The organism is Vibrio paracholerae (assembly GCF_037672085.1).
In the GTDB taxonomy this organism is placed as follows: Bacteria; Pseudomonadota; Gammaproteobacteria; order Enterobacterales; family Vibrionaceae; genus Vibrio; species Vibrio cholerae.
On sequence record NZ_JBBHLM010000003.1, the window covers coordinates 92,756 to 108,884 of the forward strand.

Annotated in this window: 16 protein-coding genes; 9 read left to right on the forward strand and 7 right to left on the reverse strand. The window is 41.0% G+C overall.

The genetic code is table 11. The features are described 5' to 3' along the window. Window positions 1-2: 2 nt before the first annotated feature. From rfbC to rfbB, 4 genes are read right to left on the reverse strand one after another with little or no spacing between them, the layout of a single operon-like run. Window positions 3-554, reverse strand: coding sequence for a dTDP-4-dehydrorhamnose 3,5-epimerase (gene rfbC / locus R4537_RS17720; RefSeq protein WP_000864155.1), 552 nt, complete (start codon window positions 552-554; stop codon window positions 3-5). After that, window positions 554-1,444 (reverse strand): dTDP-4-dehydrorhamnose reductase, encoded by an 891-nt coding sequence (gene rfbD, locus R4537_RS17725; RefSeq protein WP_029628155.1) that lies wholly within the window; start codon window positions 1,442-1,444, stop codon window positions 554-556. Before rfbD ends, rfbC begins: the two co-directional genes overlap by 1 nt. After that, entirely contained in the window at window positions 1,441-2,319 is an 879-nt protein-coding gene (rfbA, locus tag R4537_RS17730; RefSeq protein ID WP_000676094.1) for a glucose-1-phosphate thymidylyltransferase RfbA, read from the reverse strand. Before rfbA ends, rfbD begins: the two co-directional genes overlap by 4 nt. A gap of 23 nt (window positions 2,320-2,342) precedes the next feature. Next, window positions 2,343-3,407 carry a dTDP-glucose 4,6-dehydratase gene (rfbB, locus tag R4537_RS17735; protein ID WP_071178170.1) on the reverse strand — a complete coding sequence of 355 codons (1,065 nt, stop codon included), beginning with the start codon at window positions 3,405-3,407 and terminating at the stop codon, window positions 2,343-2,345. Between the two features lie 237 nt (window positions 3,408-3,644). Between rfbB and rfaD the strand changes: the two genes are divergently transcribed. The 7 genes from rfaD to waaA all read left to right on the forward strand — a co-directional run bounded on the left by rfaD (window position 3,645) and on the right by waaA (window position 11,680). Then, complete coding sequence (rfaD, locus tag R4537_RS17740; RefSeq protein WP_033933068.1) at window positions 3,645-4,583, forward strand: ADP-glyceromanno-heptose 6-epimerase; 939 nt, start codon at window positions 3,645-3,647, stop codon at window positions 4,581-4,583. Window positions 4,584-4,634: 51 nt separating this feature from the next. Continuing rightward, window positions 4,635-5,828: an O-antigen ligase family protein gene (locus tag R4537_RS17745; protein ID WP_235859092.1), complete on the forward strand. Its 1,194-nt coding sequence runs from the start codon at window positions 4,635-4,637 to the stop codon at window positions 5,826-5,828. A 3-nt stretch (window positions 5,829-5,831) separates the two neighbouring features. Next, window positions 5,832-6,668: a glycosyltransferase gene (locus R4537_RS17750; RefSeq protein ID WP_071178169.1), complete on the forward strand. Its 837-nt coding sequence runs from the start codon at window positions 5,832-5,834 to the stop codon at window positions 6,666-6,668. A 23-nt stretch (window positions 6,669-6,691) separates the two neighbouring features. Further along, on the forward strand, window positions 6,692-8,467 hold the full coding sequence (locus R4537_RS17755; protein ID WP_071178168.1) for a bifunctional glycosyltransferase family 4 protein/polysaccharide deacetylase: 1,776 nt from the start codon (window positions 6,692-6,694) through the stop codon (window positions 8,465-8,467). A 74-nt stretch (window positions 8,468-8,541) separates the two neighbouring features. Further along, window positions 8,542-9,603, forward strand: a complete 1,062-nt coding sequence (waaF, locus tag R4537_RS17760) for a lipopolysaccharide heptosyltransferase II (RefSeq protein ID WP_071178167.1) — start codon at window positions 8,542-8,544, stop codon at window positions 9,601-9,603. Between the two features lie 6 nt (window positions 9,604-9,609). Continuing rightward, on the forward strand, window positions 9,610-10,404 hold the full coding sequence (locus R4537_RS17765; protein WP_001066206.1) for a glycosyltransferase family 32 protein: 795 nt from the start codon (window positions 9,610-9,612) through the stop codon (window positions 10,402-10,404). Window position 10,405: 1 nt separating this feature from the next. Next, entirely contained in the window at window positions 10,406-11,680 is a 1,275-nt protein-coding gene (gene waaA, locus R4537_RS17770; protein ID WP_071178166.1) for a lipid IV(A) 3-deoxy-D-manno-octulosonic acid transferase, read from the forward strand. On the opposite strand, the gene R4537_RS17775 is transcribed toward waaA, so the two are convergent. Further along, window positions 11,671-12,339 (reverse strand): GNAT family N-acetyltransferase, encoded by a 669-nt coding sequence (locus R4537_RS17775; RefSeq protein WP_235859091.1) that lies wholly within the window; start codon window positions 12,337-12,339, stop codon window positions 11,671-11,673. The genes waaA and R4537_RS17775 overlap by 10 nt on opposite strands. A 71-nt stretch (window positions 12,340-12,410) precedes the next feature. Between R4537_RS17775 and rffA the strand changes: the two genes are divergently transcribed. Further along, the gene (rffA, locus tag R4537_RS17780) at window positions 12,411-13,580 is read left to right on the forward strand and encodes a dTDP-4-amino-4,6-dideoxygalactose transaminase (protein WP_235859090.1); all 1,170 of its coding nucleotides are present in this window, start codon (window positions 12,411-12,413) and stop codon (window positions 13,578-13,580) included. Next, window positions 13,577-14,494: a WavQ gene (locus R4537_RS17785; protein WP_071178165.1), complete on the forward strand. Its 918-nt coding sequence runs from the start codon at window positions 13,577-13,579 to the stop codon at window positions 14,492-14,494. Before rffA ends, R4537_RS17785 begins: the two co-directional genes overlap by 4 nt. Window positions 14,495-14,532: 38 nt before the next feature. On the opposite strand, the gene R4537_RS17790 is transcribed toward R4537_RS17785, so the two are convergent. Together R4537_RS17790 and R4537_RS17795 are read right to left on the reverse strand one after the other, a co-directional pair. Then, complete coding sequence (locus R4537_RS17790; protein ID WP_071178164.1) at window positions 14,533-15,345, reverse strand: glycosyltransferase; 813 nt, start codon at window positions 15,343-15,345, stop codon at window positions 14,533-14,535. A 9-nt stretch (window positions 15,346-15,354) separates the two neighbouring features. Next, window positions 15,355-16,059, reverse strand: a complete 705-nt coding sequence (locus R4537_RS17795) for a 3-deoxy-D-manno-octulosonic acid kinase (protein ID WP_071178163.1) — start codon at window positions 16,057-16,059, stop codon at window positions 15,355-15,357. Between the last annotated feature and the right edge of the window lie 70 nt (window positions 16,060-16,129).

Here is a 16,129-nt window from a genome sequence, read left to right on the forward strand (position 1 = left end):
TATTAACCTAATATCTTTGCGTTTGAAATATTACATCCTAATTGGTCTTTTACTGATAACTGAGGTTCAGTACCACTCAGTGGCCACACAATTGCAATGTCCGGATCATTCCACAATAACGAATGCTCAGCTGTCGGGTTGTAATAATCCGTGCATTTATACACAAACTCCGCCTCATCACTAGTCACATAAAAGCCATGCGCAAAACCCTCAGGAACCCAAAGCTGACGTTTGTTTTCCGCAGACAGATACACACCCACCCACTTCCCAAAAGTCGGCGAGTCTTTACGAATGTCTACCGCGACATCAAACACTTCACCAGAAACCACACGCACTAATTTGCCTTGCGTGTTTTCCGTTTGGTAATGCAAACCTCGTAAAATCCCTTTTTTAGATTTTGAATGATTGTCTTGCACAAACTGGGTTGGCTTACCCGTCACCAACTCTTCAAAACGCTTTTGATTCCACGTTTCCATAAAAAATCCGCGTTCATCACCAAACACCGTGGGCTCAATGATTTTGACATCAGGAATGTCTGTCTCTATCACTTTCATTATTCTTCACTCTTATAGTCGATGAGATGGTTCAATGCGGCCTGCCAATCGCTGGCAACTACACCGAAGTGTTGATGGATTTTCTGGGTGTCTAACTGAGAGTTAGCCGGCCTCTTCGCCGGGGTTGGGTACTCTTGCGTAGTAATTGCATTGACTTGCAAGGATTTATTCAATATCCCTTGGTCACGGGCTTTATCAAAAATAGTGCAAGCAAACTCATGCCAACTGACATGCGGTAATCCAGAAAAATGATATACACCAAAAGCGGTAGATTTCCCCTCCACAATCGCTTTCGCCATCATCAGTAGCGCGTTGGCAATATCTCCCGCATACGTCGGGCCACCATACTGGTCTGCTACCACGCCTAGGGCATCGCGTGTTTGTGCTAAACGCAGCATGGTTTTCACAAAGTTATTGCCATGCTCACCAAACACCCAAGCCGTGCGCAAGATAATGTGCCGAGGGCAGGCTTGAGCGACCGCGATTTCTCCCGCTAATTTGCTTTCGCCATACACGCCCTGTGGTGCGGTAGGGTCAGTTTCGAGATATGGATTCGGTTTATCACCAGAAAAGACATAGTCTGTCGAAATGTGCAGTATCGCCGCACCAACCTTCTGTGCCGCTTGGGCTAGGTAGTGAGGGCCATCTCGGTTAATCGCGTAAGAGAGCTCAATCTCTTGCTCTGCACGGTCAACGGCGGTATGCGCCGCCGCATTGATGATGATGTTAGGCTTGAATTCATTCACCACCGCATCCACTTGAGCGGAATGGGTGATATCCAGTTGGTCGCGGTCTACCGCTAAAAACTCAACCTCTTTCATGGTACTGAGCTGCTGGACTAAGCAGTGCCCCACTTGACCACGGCTGCCCGTCACTAGAACACGCATCATCCGTGGCGCTCCTCTTTGACTAATCTTTCCAAATACTGGCCATAGTCATTTTTAAGCATCGGCTTTGCGCACTCAAGAAGCTGCTCAGAGGTGAGCCAACCATTACGCCAAGCAATCTCTTCCAAACACGCAATCTTCAACCCTTGAATGTGCTGCACCGTTTCTACAAAGGAGGAAGCTTCATGCAAGCTTTCATGGGTGCCCGTATCTAGCCAAGCAAAACCACGGCCTAGTAGCTCGACATTGAGCGAGCCATCATTCAGATACATCTCATTAAGAGTGGTGATTTCTAATTCACCACGCGCTGACGGCTTCACTTGCTTGGCAAGCTCTACCACTCGGCTGTCATAGAAATACAGTCCAGTGACCGCATAGTTTGACTTAGGCTTCAGAGGCTTTTCTTCAATTGAAATCGCGCGCATCTGCTCATCAAACTCCACCACACCAAAACGCTCGGGGTCTTTGACTTGGTAACCAAATACGGTTGCACCGTGCTCACGCGATGCCGCATGGCGCAGAGTTTTACTGAACGATTGCCCATAGAAAATGTTATCGCCAAGCACAAGACAAACCGAGTCGTTACCAATGAACTCTTCACCAATTAAGAAAGCTTGCGCCAAACCATCAGGACTCGGTTGAATGGCATATTGAAGATGAATGCCAAAATCACGGCCATCGCCCAATAAGCGTTTAAAACTTTCGTTATCTTCAGGTGTGGTAATAATCAAAACGTCACGAATTCCCGCCAACATTAGTGTCGAAAGCGGATAGTAAATCATCGGTTTGTCGTAAATGGGGAGCAGCTGCTTTGATACGCCGCGGGTAATGGGATAGAGACGAGTGCCTGAGCCACCCGCTAAAATAATGCCTTTCATGCTATTGCCAACTTCATTGATTGTTATTGTCCGGTACCTAAACGCTCACGACTGTATGAGCCGTCCAACACTCGGCTCCACCATTCACGGTGATGTAAATACCACTCTACGGTTTTGCGAATACCGGATTCAAAGGTCTCTTCTGGCTTCCAACCCAGCTCTCGCTCGATTTTCGACGCATCAATCGCGTAACGAACGTCATGCCCTGGGCGGTCTTTGACGTAAGTAATGAGGTCGGCGTAGTGCGCAACACCCGCGGGCTTATTCGGTACCAACTCTTCAAGTAATGCACAGAGTGTGTTTACGACTTCAATATTGGCTTTTTCATTGTGTCCACCAATGTTGTAGGTTTCACCCACCAGACCTTCAGTCACCACTTTATACAATGCTCGTGCGTGGTCTTCGACAAACAGCCAATCGCGAATTTGCATACCATCGCCATACACAGGCAGGGCTTTGCCTTCCAGTGCATTCAAAATCATCAATGGAATGAGCTTTTCTGGAAAATGATAGGGGCCGTAGTTGTTTGAGCAGTTGGTGACTATAGTGGGTAAACCATAAGTACGTAGCCAAGCGCGCACCAAGTGGTCACTGGATGCCTTAGACGCAGAATAAGGACTACTTGGTTCATAGGCGGTCGTTTCGGTAAAGAGGTCGTCCGTACCTTCTAAATCGCCATACACTTCATCGGTTGAAATGTGATGAAAACGAAACGCAACTTTACGTTCACTCTCTAAATTGCTCCAGTAATGACGAGCCGCTTCGAGGAGGGTATAGGTGCCAATAATATTGGTTTCGATAAAGGCCGCTGGACCATCAATAGAGCGGTCAACATGAGATTCAGCCGCTAAGTGCATAACCGCATCGGGTTGATACTCTGCAAAAACACGATCTAGCTCAGCACGGTCACAGATATCAACTTGCTCAAAAGCATAACGTTCGCTACCAGCCACTGACACTAAAGATTCTAAATTGCCTGCATAAGTCAATTTATCTAAGTTTACGACACTGTCTTGAGTGTTCTGGATGACATGACGAACAACAGCAGAGCCAATAAAACCGGCGCCACCTGTAACTAATATCTTCATTCTACGTCCATTTTTTGTTAGAGGCTTATTACGATGCGTCTACATACACATTTACAGAATGCTACCGCCCTTGGGTAATACTCCCAATAGCGTGATCGACGAATTTTCATTGCACGAGTCTAAACCAAAACGCTGTGACGGGCGAGCTTTGGAAAGAGACGAGATAGATTTTGTGATTACAGCATTAGAATGACGGGCTATAATGCGTGCAACTGTTCGCATCTATAGGAATTCATAATGATTATCGTAACTGGCGGCGCTGGCATGATTGGCAGCAACATTATCAAAGCGCTTAATGAGCGTGGTATCACTGACATTCTGGTCGTCGATCATTTGAAAAATGGTCGTAAGTTCAAAAATCTGGTTGACCTACAGATCGCCGACTATATGGATCGAGATGACTTCCTAGCTCAGATCATGGCCGGTGATGATTTTGGGTCCATTGACGCCATTTTTCATGAGGGAGCTTGCTCTGCGACCACAGAGTGGGATGGTAAATATGTCATGCTCAACAACTATGAATACTCTAAAGAGCTGCTGCACTACTGCTTAGATCGTGAAATCCCCTTCCTGTATGCCTCTTCAGCAGCCACTTATGGCGAAACCGATACCTTTATTGAAGAGCCGCAGTATGAAGGTGCACTCAACGTTTACGGTTATTCGAAGCAGCAATTTGATAACTATGTACGCCGCCTATGGTTAGATGCGGAACAACACGGTGAAACCTTATCGCAAATAACGGGGTTTCGTTACTTCAACGTATACGGCCCTCGTGAGCAGCATAAAGGCTCGATGGCTTCGGTTGCCTTTCATTTGAACAATCAAATGAATGCGGGTGAAAACCCGAAACTGTTTGCTGGCAGTGAGCACTTCAAACGTGATTTCGTGTATGTCGGTGATGTCGCTGCGGTCAATTTGTGGTTTTTAGAGCATGGCGTATCCGGCATTTTTAACTGTGGTACTGGTAAAGCGGAATCGTTCAACGAAGTAGCGAAAGCGGTGATCGCATTCCATGGTCGTGGCGAAGTCGAAACCATTCCATTCCCAGACCATCTTAAAGGTGCTTACCAAGAGTTTACCGAGGCTGACCTTACCAAACTTCGCGCTGCTGGCTGTGATGTACAGTTCAAAACAGTGGCTGAAGGTGTCGCTGAATATATGGCGCTGATTAATTAATATATTGCAAAGGAGGTTTTCTTCCTTTGCTTCTTAATGATGATTAATTTAATGAGCTTATCACTTATATATTTTATGCCTATATCACTACTATTCCTATCTTTAGGCTTTTCTAAAGCTGGAATAAACATCGGCATTACATCAATTCTAATTATCTTTATTTATCAATTAACCAGACATTCTAAACTTTTAAAAAAGTCATTTGGAATTATTGAAAAACTATCAATCTCTCTATTTTTAACGGGTCTGATAGTTTCAATCTTAACAAACTTTGATATAGGTGAAATGTTCAACTTCTTAAAAAAAGGAATTATTTTTCTTTTATTCCCGACAATCACCCATCTGGCAAGAAGTAATGTAAAATTAAATATATCACTATTTTATTTTGGTATCCTAGCTGCTATATGTTATTCACTATCACTCTGGTTTGACATTGGCATTAACAATTGGAATGGTGAAAGAATAGGAAGCTTCTGGGATATAGGTCGATGGGGAGAAATACTAGCATATTCAATAATATTTACTCTCCCATTTCTATTGGATCGCGACTCATCAAAACTATTTAAGTTGCTTTTTATATTATTCATTTCCTCGTCAGTCATTTGTTTAATATTATCCGGTAGTCGAGCTCCGATTCTTGCTATAGTTATATCGAGCTTTATACTTATCTTATTCACTCGACCAAAGGTCTTGTTATTTAGTTTCTTTTCATTATGTTTACTATTTTTTAGTCTACAGAAAACGGATTTTGGTATCACAGCACAAAACAGATTAGAAAGTATAACTAACACGACGAGTGACGCTTCAAACATTTCACGTATCACAATGTGGCAATCAGGACTAGAGTTTTTTAAATTTAAATTTAATCATCAGCCAGAGGACATTATCTTAGGCAGTGGTCTACTCCATTTTAATGATGAATTTTATAAATTCATGAGTGAAAATTATGATATTGAAGAAATAAAATTAAAAACCATGAATAATTTTTCATTTTCTGACTCCCATAATTCTTATATAGATATGTTAAATAAACTTGGCTTGTTCTATTTATCATTATATATATCACTTCTAACCTCAATTATATTGCACTTACTAAAAGAAGCACCTACTCCATGGACCCAAGCGGGCATTAGTTTAATATTAACACATTTAATAATGTCATTTTTTTATACCAGCTACCTAGAGTATCAGACAATTGTCTTATTCTCTTTGTTGGCGCTATGTCTATCAAAAAGAAAGGTATGACTGATGAGCACTAAATACAAAGCATCATTAATAATTTCATTTTACAATAACACAAATGCGTTGAGATGCATATTTAATGCTTTAACTCCACAATATAAGCACAACCTTTTTGAAGTCATTATTGCAGACGATGGTTCGAAAGAGGAATGTGCAGATGATATTAAAAAAATTCAAGATAACAGTCCAATTCCGATCATTCATATTCGACATGATGATATCGGATTTAGAAAAAACCGCATATTGAACAAAGCGGTTTCTTTAACATCAAGTCCGTACTTGATTTTTATCGATGGAGACTGTATCCCTCAAGAGAACTTCGTTGAAGATCATATTAATAACAGTTCTAAAAACACGATATTAAATGGAAGAAGAGTCGATCTCGCTGAAATCTACAGAACGCAATTATATTCATGTGACAACCCTCATAAATTTTTCAAAGAAAATTTCCTCTCTATTTTCATCAACTACTTAATAGGAAAAGGCAAAAACATAGAAAAAGGAATTCGGATACAAAACCCTTATATTTTTCATATACTAAATAACAAAAAAAAAGGTATTGTTGGATGTAACTTTTCGCTCAATAAAGAAGATTTCCTATCCGTAAATGGCTTCGACAACCGATATGAACACCCCTGCATAGGTGAAGATACAGACATTGAATATCGGCTTGTTGCAACGGGGAAATGTATCAAAAACATTTTTCATCAAGCAGTTATATTGCATGTAATTCATCAAGAGCTTCCTCGATTACAGCAATCGATGGATCTTTTCGAAGAAACAAAAATCAAGAAACAGTTCGTTGCAATCAATGGCTACAAAGAAGCATTTATAGAAAAATAAATAACATAAGGAACTATCGAATCATGAACATTCTAATGGCCCTATCCCAACTCGAAGTAACGGGAGCCGAGGTGTACGCCACTAGTGTAGGTAATGAGCTCACTCGACGTGGCCATCAGGTATTTTATGTTTCCGATACACTCACCAAAGCTCACGATGGCCTGTTCTTTAAACTGCGCTTTAATAAACGCAGCATCCCACGGCGCTTTTGGCATGTCGCCTATCTGGTTTACCTGATTAAGAAACATCAGATCCAGTTAGTCCATGCTCACTCTCGAGCGTCAAGCTGGAGTTGCCATATTGCCTGCCGTTTGACTAATACTCCAATGGTGACCACGGTCCATGGTCGTCAACCAGTACATGCTTCGCGCAAAAAATTCCATGCGATGGGAGATAAAGCACTGCCTGTTTGCGAAGCAATACGAGAACAATTAATCACGGATCTCAGTGTACCAGAGAGCCAACTGCACGTAAGCCGTAATGGGATAGAAACAAGTACCTTTCAACGTTGCGCAGCGCCCAATAATCCTAAGCCGGTTATCTCTATCATTGGCCGACTCAGTGGCCCTAAAGGTGAACTTTGCTATAGGTTGCTAACCGAGTGTTTAGACCTCGACCGCTACCAAGTACAAGTGATCACAGGTACACCGTTAACTGAGCGTTTTAGCGCACTGCAAGATAAAGTCTCATTTCCCGGCTACTCCACTAACGTTGAACAGATCATGGCTCAATCAGATTTGGTGATTGGTGCAGGACGAGTCGCGATGGAGGCACTCCTGTGTGGCCGCCCGACACTTGCGATTGGTGAAGCAAGCTGCGTGGGCATTATCGAACTGGACAATCTAAACCAAGCCATGGCAACCAATTTTGGCGATATCGGCCCACAAGATCTGGCGATAGATTTCCAGCAGATCCCCGCTTTGATTGAGCAAGGCCTAAGTCAACCGCACTGCGCTCAAGAGATCACTGAACAGATCAAGCTTAACTATGATTTACAAGTGATTGTGAATGAGCTTGAAAGCCTTTATCAAACGGTTTATGTCAACAAGTTACAACGAGAAGTCCCCATCATCATGTACCACCGCTTTATTCGTGATGACAGCGAAAAAGGTGTACATGGTACTTATTTGCATGTTCAGCAGCTTGAGAAACATTTTCGGTTGCTTCAAAAAATGGGCTTTGAAACTCTGACCTTCAAAGATCTCTCTGAGAAGGGATTTATTCATCGCTTACAACCAGGTAAGCGTTTTATCATAATTACCGTCGATGATGGCTATCGCGACAACTATGAATTGTTGCTGCCGCTGCTCAACAAGTATCAATTTAAAGCCGTGGTATATGTGGTAACTGGCGAGAATTTTAATCGCTGGGATGTCGAAGTGAGTGACAACCCAGAAAAAGTGGTCCCTTTGATGTCACCGGATCAAGTTAAAGCGTTACATGACTCTGGATTAGTAGAAATTGGTGGTCATACGATGACTCATCCCTTTTTGAGTAAGCTCAGTGAATCGGAACAACGCGAAGAAATATTGCGCAACAAACTCGAACTTGAGGCACTAATCGGAGAGCCACTGACCTCCTTTGCTTATCCTTATGGTGACCATGATGCAACCTCTAAACAACTCGCTCAGGAGCTGGCCTACCCATTTGCCGTAGCGACTAACAGTGGTCCACTTTTGATGCATCAAGATCCCTATCAAATACGTCGGATTGCGATTTTTCCAAGAACCGACACTTTTGGTCTGTGGCGAAAAGTGAAAGGGAATTACCTTTTCAAGAAGACAAAAAATAGACAGTAAGTTTATCCTATGCCTAACAAAACTCGACTTGTCTCTGGTTTAATATTTAGAAAATACAAAAAATAGACTGGATTATGACTTTCTTAATAATAGGCCCTTCTTGGGTCGGTGATATGGTGATGTCACAGAGCTTATATAAACGGCTCAAGCAGTTACATCCTAGCGCAAAGATTGATGTCTTAGCGCCAGCTTGGTGCAAACCGATTTTAGAACGCATGCCCGAAGTCAATCAGGCGATTGAAATGACAATCGGACACGGTGCATTCAATCTACTTGGGCGTCGCGCTATTGGCCATGAGCTACGAGACAAACACTACTCTCAGGCTTATGTGCTGCCCAATTCAGCAAAATCTGCTCTGATTCCGGTATTCGCCAAAATTCCACGCCGTACTGGCTGGAAAGGTGAATTTCGTTATGGGCTGCTTAATGACTTACGTCCGGACAAGCGTGTTTTTCAATACATGGTTGAAAGGTACGTCGCATTAGCTCATCCAAAAGCGACAATGCGAGCAGACGTTTCATTGGAACACTGTCCAAGACCAAAACTCACCGTTGACCATAAAGCGCAGCAGACGGCGCGTCAGCGACTCGGCTTAGATTCAACGCGGCCAATTATCGGTCTTTGTCCTGGTGCTGAGTTTGGCCCAGCCAAACGCTGGCCCGATCACTACTACGCCGAAGTCGCTCGTTATGTGATTGAAAAAGGTTTTCAGGTGTGGTTGTTTGGCTCAGCGAAAGATCATCCGGTCACAACCCAAATACAACAAGCATTAAGCTTAGAGCAACAAGCATACTGTGCCAACCTTGCTGGAGAAACCTCGTTAATTGAAGCGGTTGACTTGCTTGCTGCTTGTCATACGGTGGTGAGCAATGACTCAGGATTAATGCATGTTTCTGCAGCCGTCGGGTGTAATATTGTCGCCATTTACGGCTCTAGCTCCCCAAAATACACGCCACCACTGACCAATAAACTGGCGATGGTGCATACAGATATTGAGTGTCGCCCTTGCTTTAAGCGAGAATGCCCTCTGGGCCATATGGATTGCCTCAATTCTCTATTGCCTTCTCGTGTCATTGAAGCGCTAAACCTATTTATCGTGCCCGATGCGAAATCGGCACTCGCTAATGAGATATAAACACTTATGAACAACACCGCTAAAGTGATTGCCAACCGACTAATTCGCCTGACTGGCAACCTATTTAAGATGCTCTCTTACCCGTTTCATTGGGTGTTTCCAAAGCTGCGTTTTACGATTCCCGCTTACTCACCAGCTAAGCTAAAAATGCGCGCCAATGCCCCCATTCCACGCACTATTTGGCAAACCAACTTTACCGATCAAGCTTCACTACCGGTTTACCTTAACTATCTGTTTAACCGTCTCATGTCGCTCAACTGTGACTATCGCTATGTGAGTACCGAAGCACGTGGGGAATTCTTAAAAGAACATGCATCACCAGAAGTTTATGATGCTTACTCTCGCCTCACTAACGGTGCAGCCCAAGCTGACTTATGGCGTTTAGTGGTACTCAATACCTATGGTGGTGTGTATATGGATATTGATGCCACGCTAGTATGGCCACTTGATAAACTCATCGGTGATGAGCAAAAAGCTATTTATATAAAAATTGATAACAATACTCGCTTTACGAACTATTTTATTGCCTCCGCCCCTAATAATAGTGTTCTAAACAAAGCTATTGAAAAAGTTATACATAATATTGATAACTATGAACCTAAAATGGGGGTTTATTATTCGACAGGACCAGGCGTATTTGATGAATTATTAAAAGATAGAACAGATCTCTGCACAAAAGATAGAAAATACGTTTGCATTCAAGGTAGTTTTACTAATGAACATTTTCAATATATAGATCGCCCTCGTTCAAAATGGACTCACATTAAGCCAGATGATTTGGTTAAAAAAAAGGAACAATAGCGTGTTAATCCGTGGCCTCTATACCTTGCTACTGACCATCATTTGTCCCATTTTAATGTGGGGGTTATATAGAAAGCAGCAAGGGAAACCTTGCGTTGGCGTCCGATGGAAAGAGCACTTTGGTTTCACTCCGCCACTTAAAGATACGAAGTCGCCTATTTGGATCCATGCTGTATCTGTTGGAGAAACACTTGCAGTTTCTCCACTGATAAAAAACCTAAAATCACAGTATCCTGACCAGTCCATCGTTATTACCACTACAACTCCGACCGGTGCCGAACAAGCGGCTAAACTCCAAGATATTGCTGAACATCGCTACATGCCTTTCGACTTCCCATTTGCCATACGTGGTTTTATCAATTCCATAAATCCTAGCCAGCTACTTATCATGGAAACTGAACTTTGGCCAAATACACTACATACTGTAGCCAGAGCAGGAATTCCTATTACTGTAATTAATGCTCGTCTCTCTGAACGCTCTTGCCAACGATACGCAAGAGTTCAGCCCATATTTAATTTACTCGCGAAAAGCTTAACTCAAGTTTTATGTCAGTATCCGGATGATGCTGAACGCTTTATTAAACTAGGGGTAGAAAAAGAAAAAGTTTCTATCACAGGATCGATTAAGTTCGATATAGAGATCACCTCAAAAATAAAAGAGCAAGGTCAAACTTTACGAAATCAACTTGGTGATAACCGTCCTATCTGGATAGCTGCAAGTACACATAATGGTGAAGACGAACAAATACTTCATGCTCATCGTAAAGTATTAAAAGAGTACCCTAATGCACTACTGATATTGGTCCCTCGACATCCGGAAAGATTTAGCGATGTATTTAATTTATCCCAGCGGATGTTCAATACAGCTCGCAGAACTAACCAAAATAATCGACAGTTAGATAAAGCCTTTCAGGTTTACTTAGGAGATACCATGGGTGAGATGCTGATCCTTATGGAGGCATCTGATGTATGCTTTATAGGTGGGAGTTTATTAGGTGATAAGGTTGGAGGCCATAATTTACTGGAACCAGCTGCTTTATCAAAGCCAATCATAACAGGGCCGAGCTATTACAATTTTTTAGAGATAGCCAAAAGACTTAAAGAAAATAATGCACTTTTAGTAATACAGTCCTCAAAAGAACTCTCTCAATCCGTAATATCTCTTTTTTCTGATATATCTTACCGTGAAGTATCAGGGAAAAATGCTTACTATGTATTTTCAGAATCGTCTGGTTCTATCCAAAATACTATAGATAAGATAATACATCACTTATAGAACCAATAAGCTGTCTTCTGTAAAGAATAACCTGATTTCATGTAGAGATTCATCGCTTTAATATTACTCAGTTGCGTTGCAACAGATAGGTGCTTACATCCATGCTCAAAAGCATAAGACTCAGCACATTCAATTAAAGCCTTACCTAAACCAAGGGTTTGATATTCAGGCAATACACCAATAAGACCAATTGATGCATGCTCTCCTTCAACTCTCACTGTTACAAAACCAGCAATCTTTGTATCTACTCGTTTAACCATGCATAGGTCATCAAACTGACTTAAAACCGCTTTTCTGAGCCACTCTCTATAAAAGCTGTCTTTTTCTTCTTCAGTAAACCATGGAGCTTTAAAACGACTCGATAGATATAAGCCATCTGTAATATTTCTTAACATTGGTAAGTCATTGACACCCAAACGTTCTACTCCGGTTAAAATTTTTACCTGCCGAAGCGGTTTTAAAAATAGAGCCTCTCCCTCACACAGAGTAAACCCAGCTTGATTTAAAATACGTATCTTATCCTCTTCAGTAGAGGATACCTTCGTTGTGATTAAGTCTAGTCTCCCACTCTCACTGCAACTAGGTTCATCTGACCAACTGACATCGCCGATCTGTCTTGAAAAAAAATCACTATCCCAATGTCTTAACTCAAAATTCATAAACACTATTTCTCAACAATCATTTGGGGTAAATTATATCGCACTATACACTCGAGACTTAAGAGTTCACTATGTCTAGCAATATGCATTTTATCCCATTTAACAAACCACCAGTGACTGGCAATGAACTAAAATATATTTCTCAAGCTGTTTCTGGTGATAAGTTATCTGGGGATGGACCATTCGCAAAACAATGTGAGGTATGGCTTGAAAAGCATACTCAAACAAAAAAAGCTTTACTCACACCTTCTTGCACTCATGCACTCGAGCTTGCTGCTTTACTGATTGATATTCAAGCTGGTGATGAAGTGATTATGCCAAGCTTTACTTTCGTTAGTACTGCAAATGCATTTGTCCTACGTGGAGCCAAAATTGTCTTTGTCGATATTCGCCCAGACACTATGAACATTGATGAAACCAAAATTGAATCAGCCATTACCGCTAGAACAAAAGCGATAGTACCAGTCCACTACGCAGGAGTCAGCTGTGATATGGGTACAATAATGGCAATCGCGAATAAGTATAAACTATTTGTTATAGAAGATGCCGCACAAGGGATGATGTCTACATATAAAGATCAACCTTTGGGCTCTATTGGTCATATGGCCGCATTTAGTTTTCATGAGACAAAAAACTACACGTCTGGAGGAGAAGGAGGCGCACTCCTGATTAACGACCAACGTTTTATTCAACGTGCAGAAATTTTGCGAGAGAAAGGAACTAACAGAAGTTTATTTTTCAAAGGTATGGTGGATAAATACACATGGGTTGATATAGGTAGCAGCATGCTGCCAAGCGAAATACAAGCGGCATATCTGTATGCTCAAATGGAGCAGGCTGTAGAAATCAATCATACTCGCCTCAATATTTGGAACAGCTATCTAAATGCCTTTTCTAAATATCAAGAGTCTGGCGTAATCGAACTCCCATCAATCCCGGCGAACTGTCAACACAATGCTCATATGTTTTACATAAAACTACATAATGTTGATATAAGAGATAAATTTATTATTCATATGAAGAATAATAGTGTTCTGACGGTATTTCATTATTTACCTCTACATAGCACAGTAGCGGGAAGAAAATTTAGCTATTTTCATGGTGAAGATATCCATACAACAAAAGAAAGTGAGAAATTAGTTAGACTCCCGCTATACTTTAATCTTAAAGAAGAAGATATGAATCGAATAATTGATATAGCATGTGATTTTTTAGACAGTTATTCTGGTAATAAAAAATGATTATACTCGTTTATTCGCAGAATTTTGATAGCAAAAATGGTGGGGTAGTTGTTCTACATCGCTTAGTACATCTAATTAATACAACTACAGAACATCAAGCCTTTTTAGTGCCGAATAGCTTAAATCTTAATGTTGGAAAATATTCCATATTAGGTATAAAAAATAGTATAAAACATTATAGAAAAACAAAGAATTATACAATCAAGCCACAGTGGAAAACTCCCGTTCTAAATTCTTTGCAAGATATAAATTTATCTGAGGCGATTGTTGTTTATCCTGAAATAGTCTCTAACAATCCACTAAATGCAAAAAATGTTGTTAGATGGTTACTTCACCAACCAGCCCATTTTAGTGGAAAGATAAACTATGGTCAAAATGAATTAATCATTAAGTTTAATTCAGCTATCAAAGATTTCTCATTACCAAATTCAAAAACATCTGAAAATGAGTTAAAAGTAATCTATTACCCAACAGACCTATATAACGAAGAAGGGGCTCTGCCATATACAGATAGAACTTTAACTTGTCATGCTATCCGCAAAGGAAAAAATAAGACTAAAGTTCATCCTGAAGACTCAATTCTAATTGATTCTTTAAGCCATGAAGAAGTAGCAGTTTTATTTAAAAAGGCCAAACGTTTTATTAGCTATGACGACTACACTGCTTATTCTATTTTCGCAAATCTATGTGGATGCGAATCTATCGTAGTACCAGATCCACACACTAGCATTGAACAATGGTATCCAAACATAACTGATCGTTATGGTATAGCTTATGGCTTTAGTAAAGAGCAACTACAGTGGGCAAGAGATACTCAACACTTCGTAAAAGAACATGTAAAAAATGAACATCGTCGTTCAGAAGAGTGTGTAAAGAATTTTATAGAAGAAGCTATGGATTACTTTAAATTATAAGGATATGGTAAAAGTACACCTACTTTTACCATTCACTCCTATAAATATTGGTCGATCCCCTTCTTGCAATAATATATTCCATTTTCGATATTTTTTTTTGTTATCTCTTTATTTACATTAGCAAGTGAACGGCGAGCAGGATGGTCAAGATGATATACTGGCGAGAGAAACTTTATATTTCGCATCTCTAATCCTATTGCCATCATTCTGTGACTTAAATCATCATCTTCGGCACCAACCCCTGGTAGTTCTTCGTTATATCCATTGACTAATTTGAAATCATGAACAAAACATGAAAAATTGCATCCGACCAAGTTAAGATATTTCTTTTTATACAGTTTATGCAATAAAGGATTGATTAAACCAACCTCATAATTACGAATGTTATCTTTATGCAAAGAGACTATTTTAAATAGATAATTTAGTGGATTTTGCAGATTGCCAATTTTATTGGGCTCTTGACGTACTAATTTAGAGTATTTTTCTCCTAAAAAGACTCGACGACCAATCAGTACACTACCCTTATTACTTTGCTCTAAATGAATTTCGACATGTTTAAAGTGTGGAATACAGTCACCATCCAAGAAAATTACATAATCAGATTTTGCTTGTGCAACTGCTTTATTTACAGCGGTCATCTTACGCCAGCCGATATCCTCTTGAGTAATATGTACAATTTTAAGATCAGTGTAAGGCATAGAATTCAAAAAGTTGGCGACCTGAGGATCATCTCCATCTTCTGCAATGATTACCTCAAATTCAGAAATAGACTGTTTACTAAGTGCATATAGTATCGAGTTTAATGCCTCGACATCTTTATACATTGACACAATAACGGAAGCTTTTAACATTTTTTTACTCTATTGCAGGGCTGTATTACACAGTATATCAACACTACCTAACTCGATGATGATATTACTTTGAACTATCTCTTTCTCAAACGACCTCTTCAATCGTTTGAGATTTCCTTGTTTCCAACTATGACCTGATTGCACATAACACTTATCAAAATCAATAATCCATACCTTCTCTTGGTCATCAATCAAGATGTTATGAATATTAAGATCGGTGTGGTTGACTTGCGCATCGTGCATTTTGCGGATCTCACGTCCGATTTTACAATAGAGTTCATCGCTGATCGGGCTTTCTTGCAAGATACTCACCAGATCGCGGGCATTCGGCACTTTTTCACTTAAGAGATCGGCTTTATACAGCAGCCCGTGTTTTTGTACGCGAGCGGCAATCGGGCGCGGCACGTTAACGCCAGCATCGCGCAAGTGATTGAGCAGCATAAATTCTTGATAGCTGCGGGTCTTTTCCCAACCGGTGAACCCGTAAGAATCGGCCACTAGTTTGCCAAATAAACCACCGCGGCGATAATGACGCAAAGCACCTTGTGTCTGTTGCAACTGCACAAACCACGTGGTGCCTCGCCCTGTCGCGCTACCGAGCACTTTGCCATTTTGCTGCCAAAACTCGGGGTTGCAGCATTGACTTGGGTCTTCATGCAAAAGCGCATCGTCAAACCAAACTTTCTGCTGCGCGTCGTTGAACGTCTGTATCAAGGGGCGATTCCTATCGTTATCCGGTAGTTTTGCAGTTTTGCTCTGCATCTGGCGTGCTGCATTTTACATT

Bases quoted from the DNA above. Each gene is read 5' to 3' on its own strand.
- R4537_RS17750 (WP_071178169.1), top strand. From the start codon at position 5,832: ATGAGCACTAAATACAAAGCATCATTAATAATTTCATTTTACAATAAC.
- R4537_RS17785 (WP_071178165.1), top strand. From the start codon at position 13,577: ATGATTATACTCGTTTATTCGCAGAATTTTGATAGCAAAAATGGTGGG.
- R4537_RS17790 (WP_071178164.1), bottom strand. From the start codon at position 15,345: ATGTTAAAAGCTTCCGTTATTGTGTCAATGTATAAAGATGTCGAGGCA.
- waaF (WP_071178167.1), top strand. From the start codon at position 8,542: ATGACTTTCTTAATAATAGGCCCTTCTTGGGTCGGTGATATGGTGATG.
- R4537_RS17775 (WP_235859091.1), bottom strand. From the start codon at position 12,339: ATGAATTTTGAGTTAAGACATTGGGATAGTGATTTTTTTTCAAGACAG.
- rfaD (WP_033933068.1), top strand. From the start codon at position 3,645: ATGATTATCGTAACTGGCGGCGCTGGCATGATTGGCAGCAACATTATC.
- rfbA (WP_000676094.1), bottom strand. From the start codon at position 2,319: ATGAAAGGCATTATTTTAGCGGGTGGCTCAGGCACTCGTCTCTATCCC.
- rffA (WP_235859090.1), top strand. From the start codon at position 12,411: ATGTCTAGCAATATGCATTTTATCCCATTTAACAAACCACCAGTGACT.
- R4537_RS17745 (WP_235859092.1), top strand. From the start codon at position 4,635: ATGAGCTTATCACTTATATATTTTATGCCTATATCACTACTATTCCTA.
- rfbB (WP_071178170.1), bottom strand. From the start codon at position 3,407: ATGAAGATATTAGTTACAGGTGGCGCCGGTTTTATTGGCTCTGCTGTT.
- R4537_RS17755 (WP_071178168.1), top strand. From the start codon at position 6,692: ATGAACATTCTAATGGCCCTATCCCAACTCGAAGTAACGGGAGCCGAG.
- R4537_RS17765 (WP_001066206.1), top strand. From the start codon at position 9,610: ATGAACAACACCGCTAAAGTGATTGCCAACCGACTAATTCGCCTGACT.
- rfbC (WP_000864155.1), bottom strand. From the start codon at position 554: ATGAAAGTGATAGAGACAGACATTCCTGATGTCAAAATCATTGAGCCC.
- rfbD (WP_029628155.1), bottom strand. From the start codon at position 1,444: ATGATGCGTGTTCTAGTGACGGGCAGCCGTGGTCAAGTGGGGCACTGC.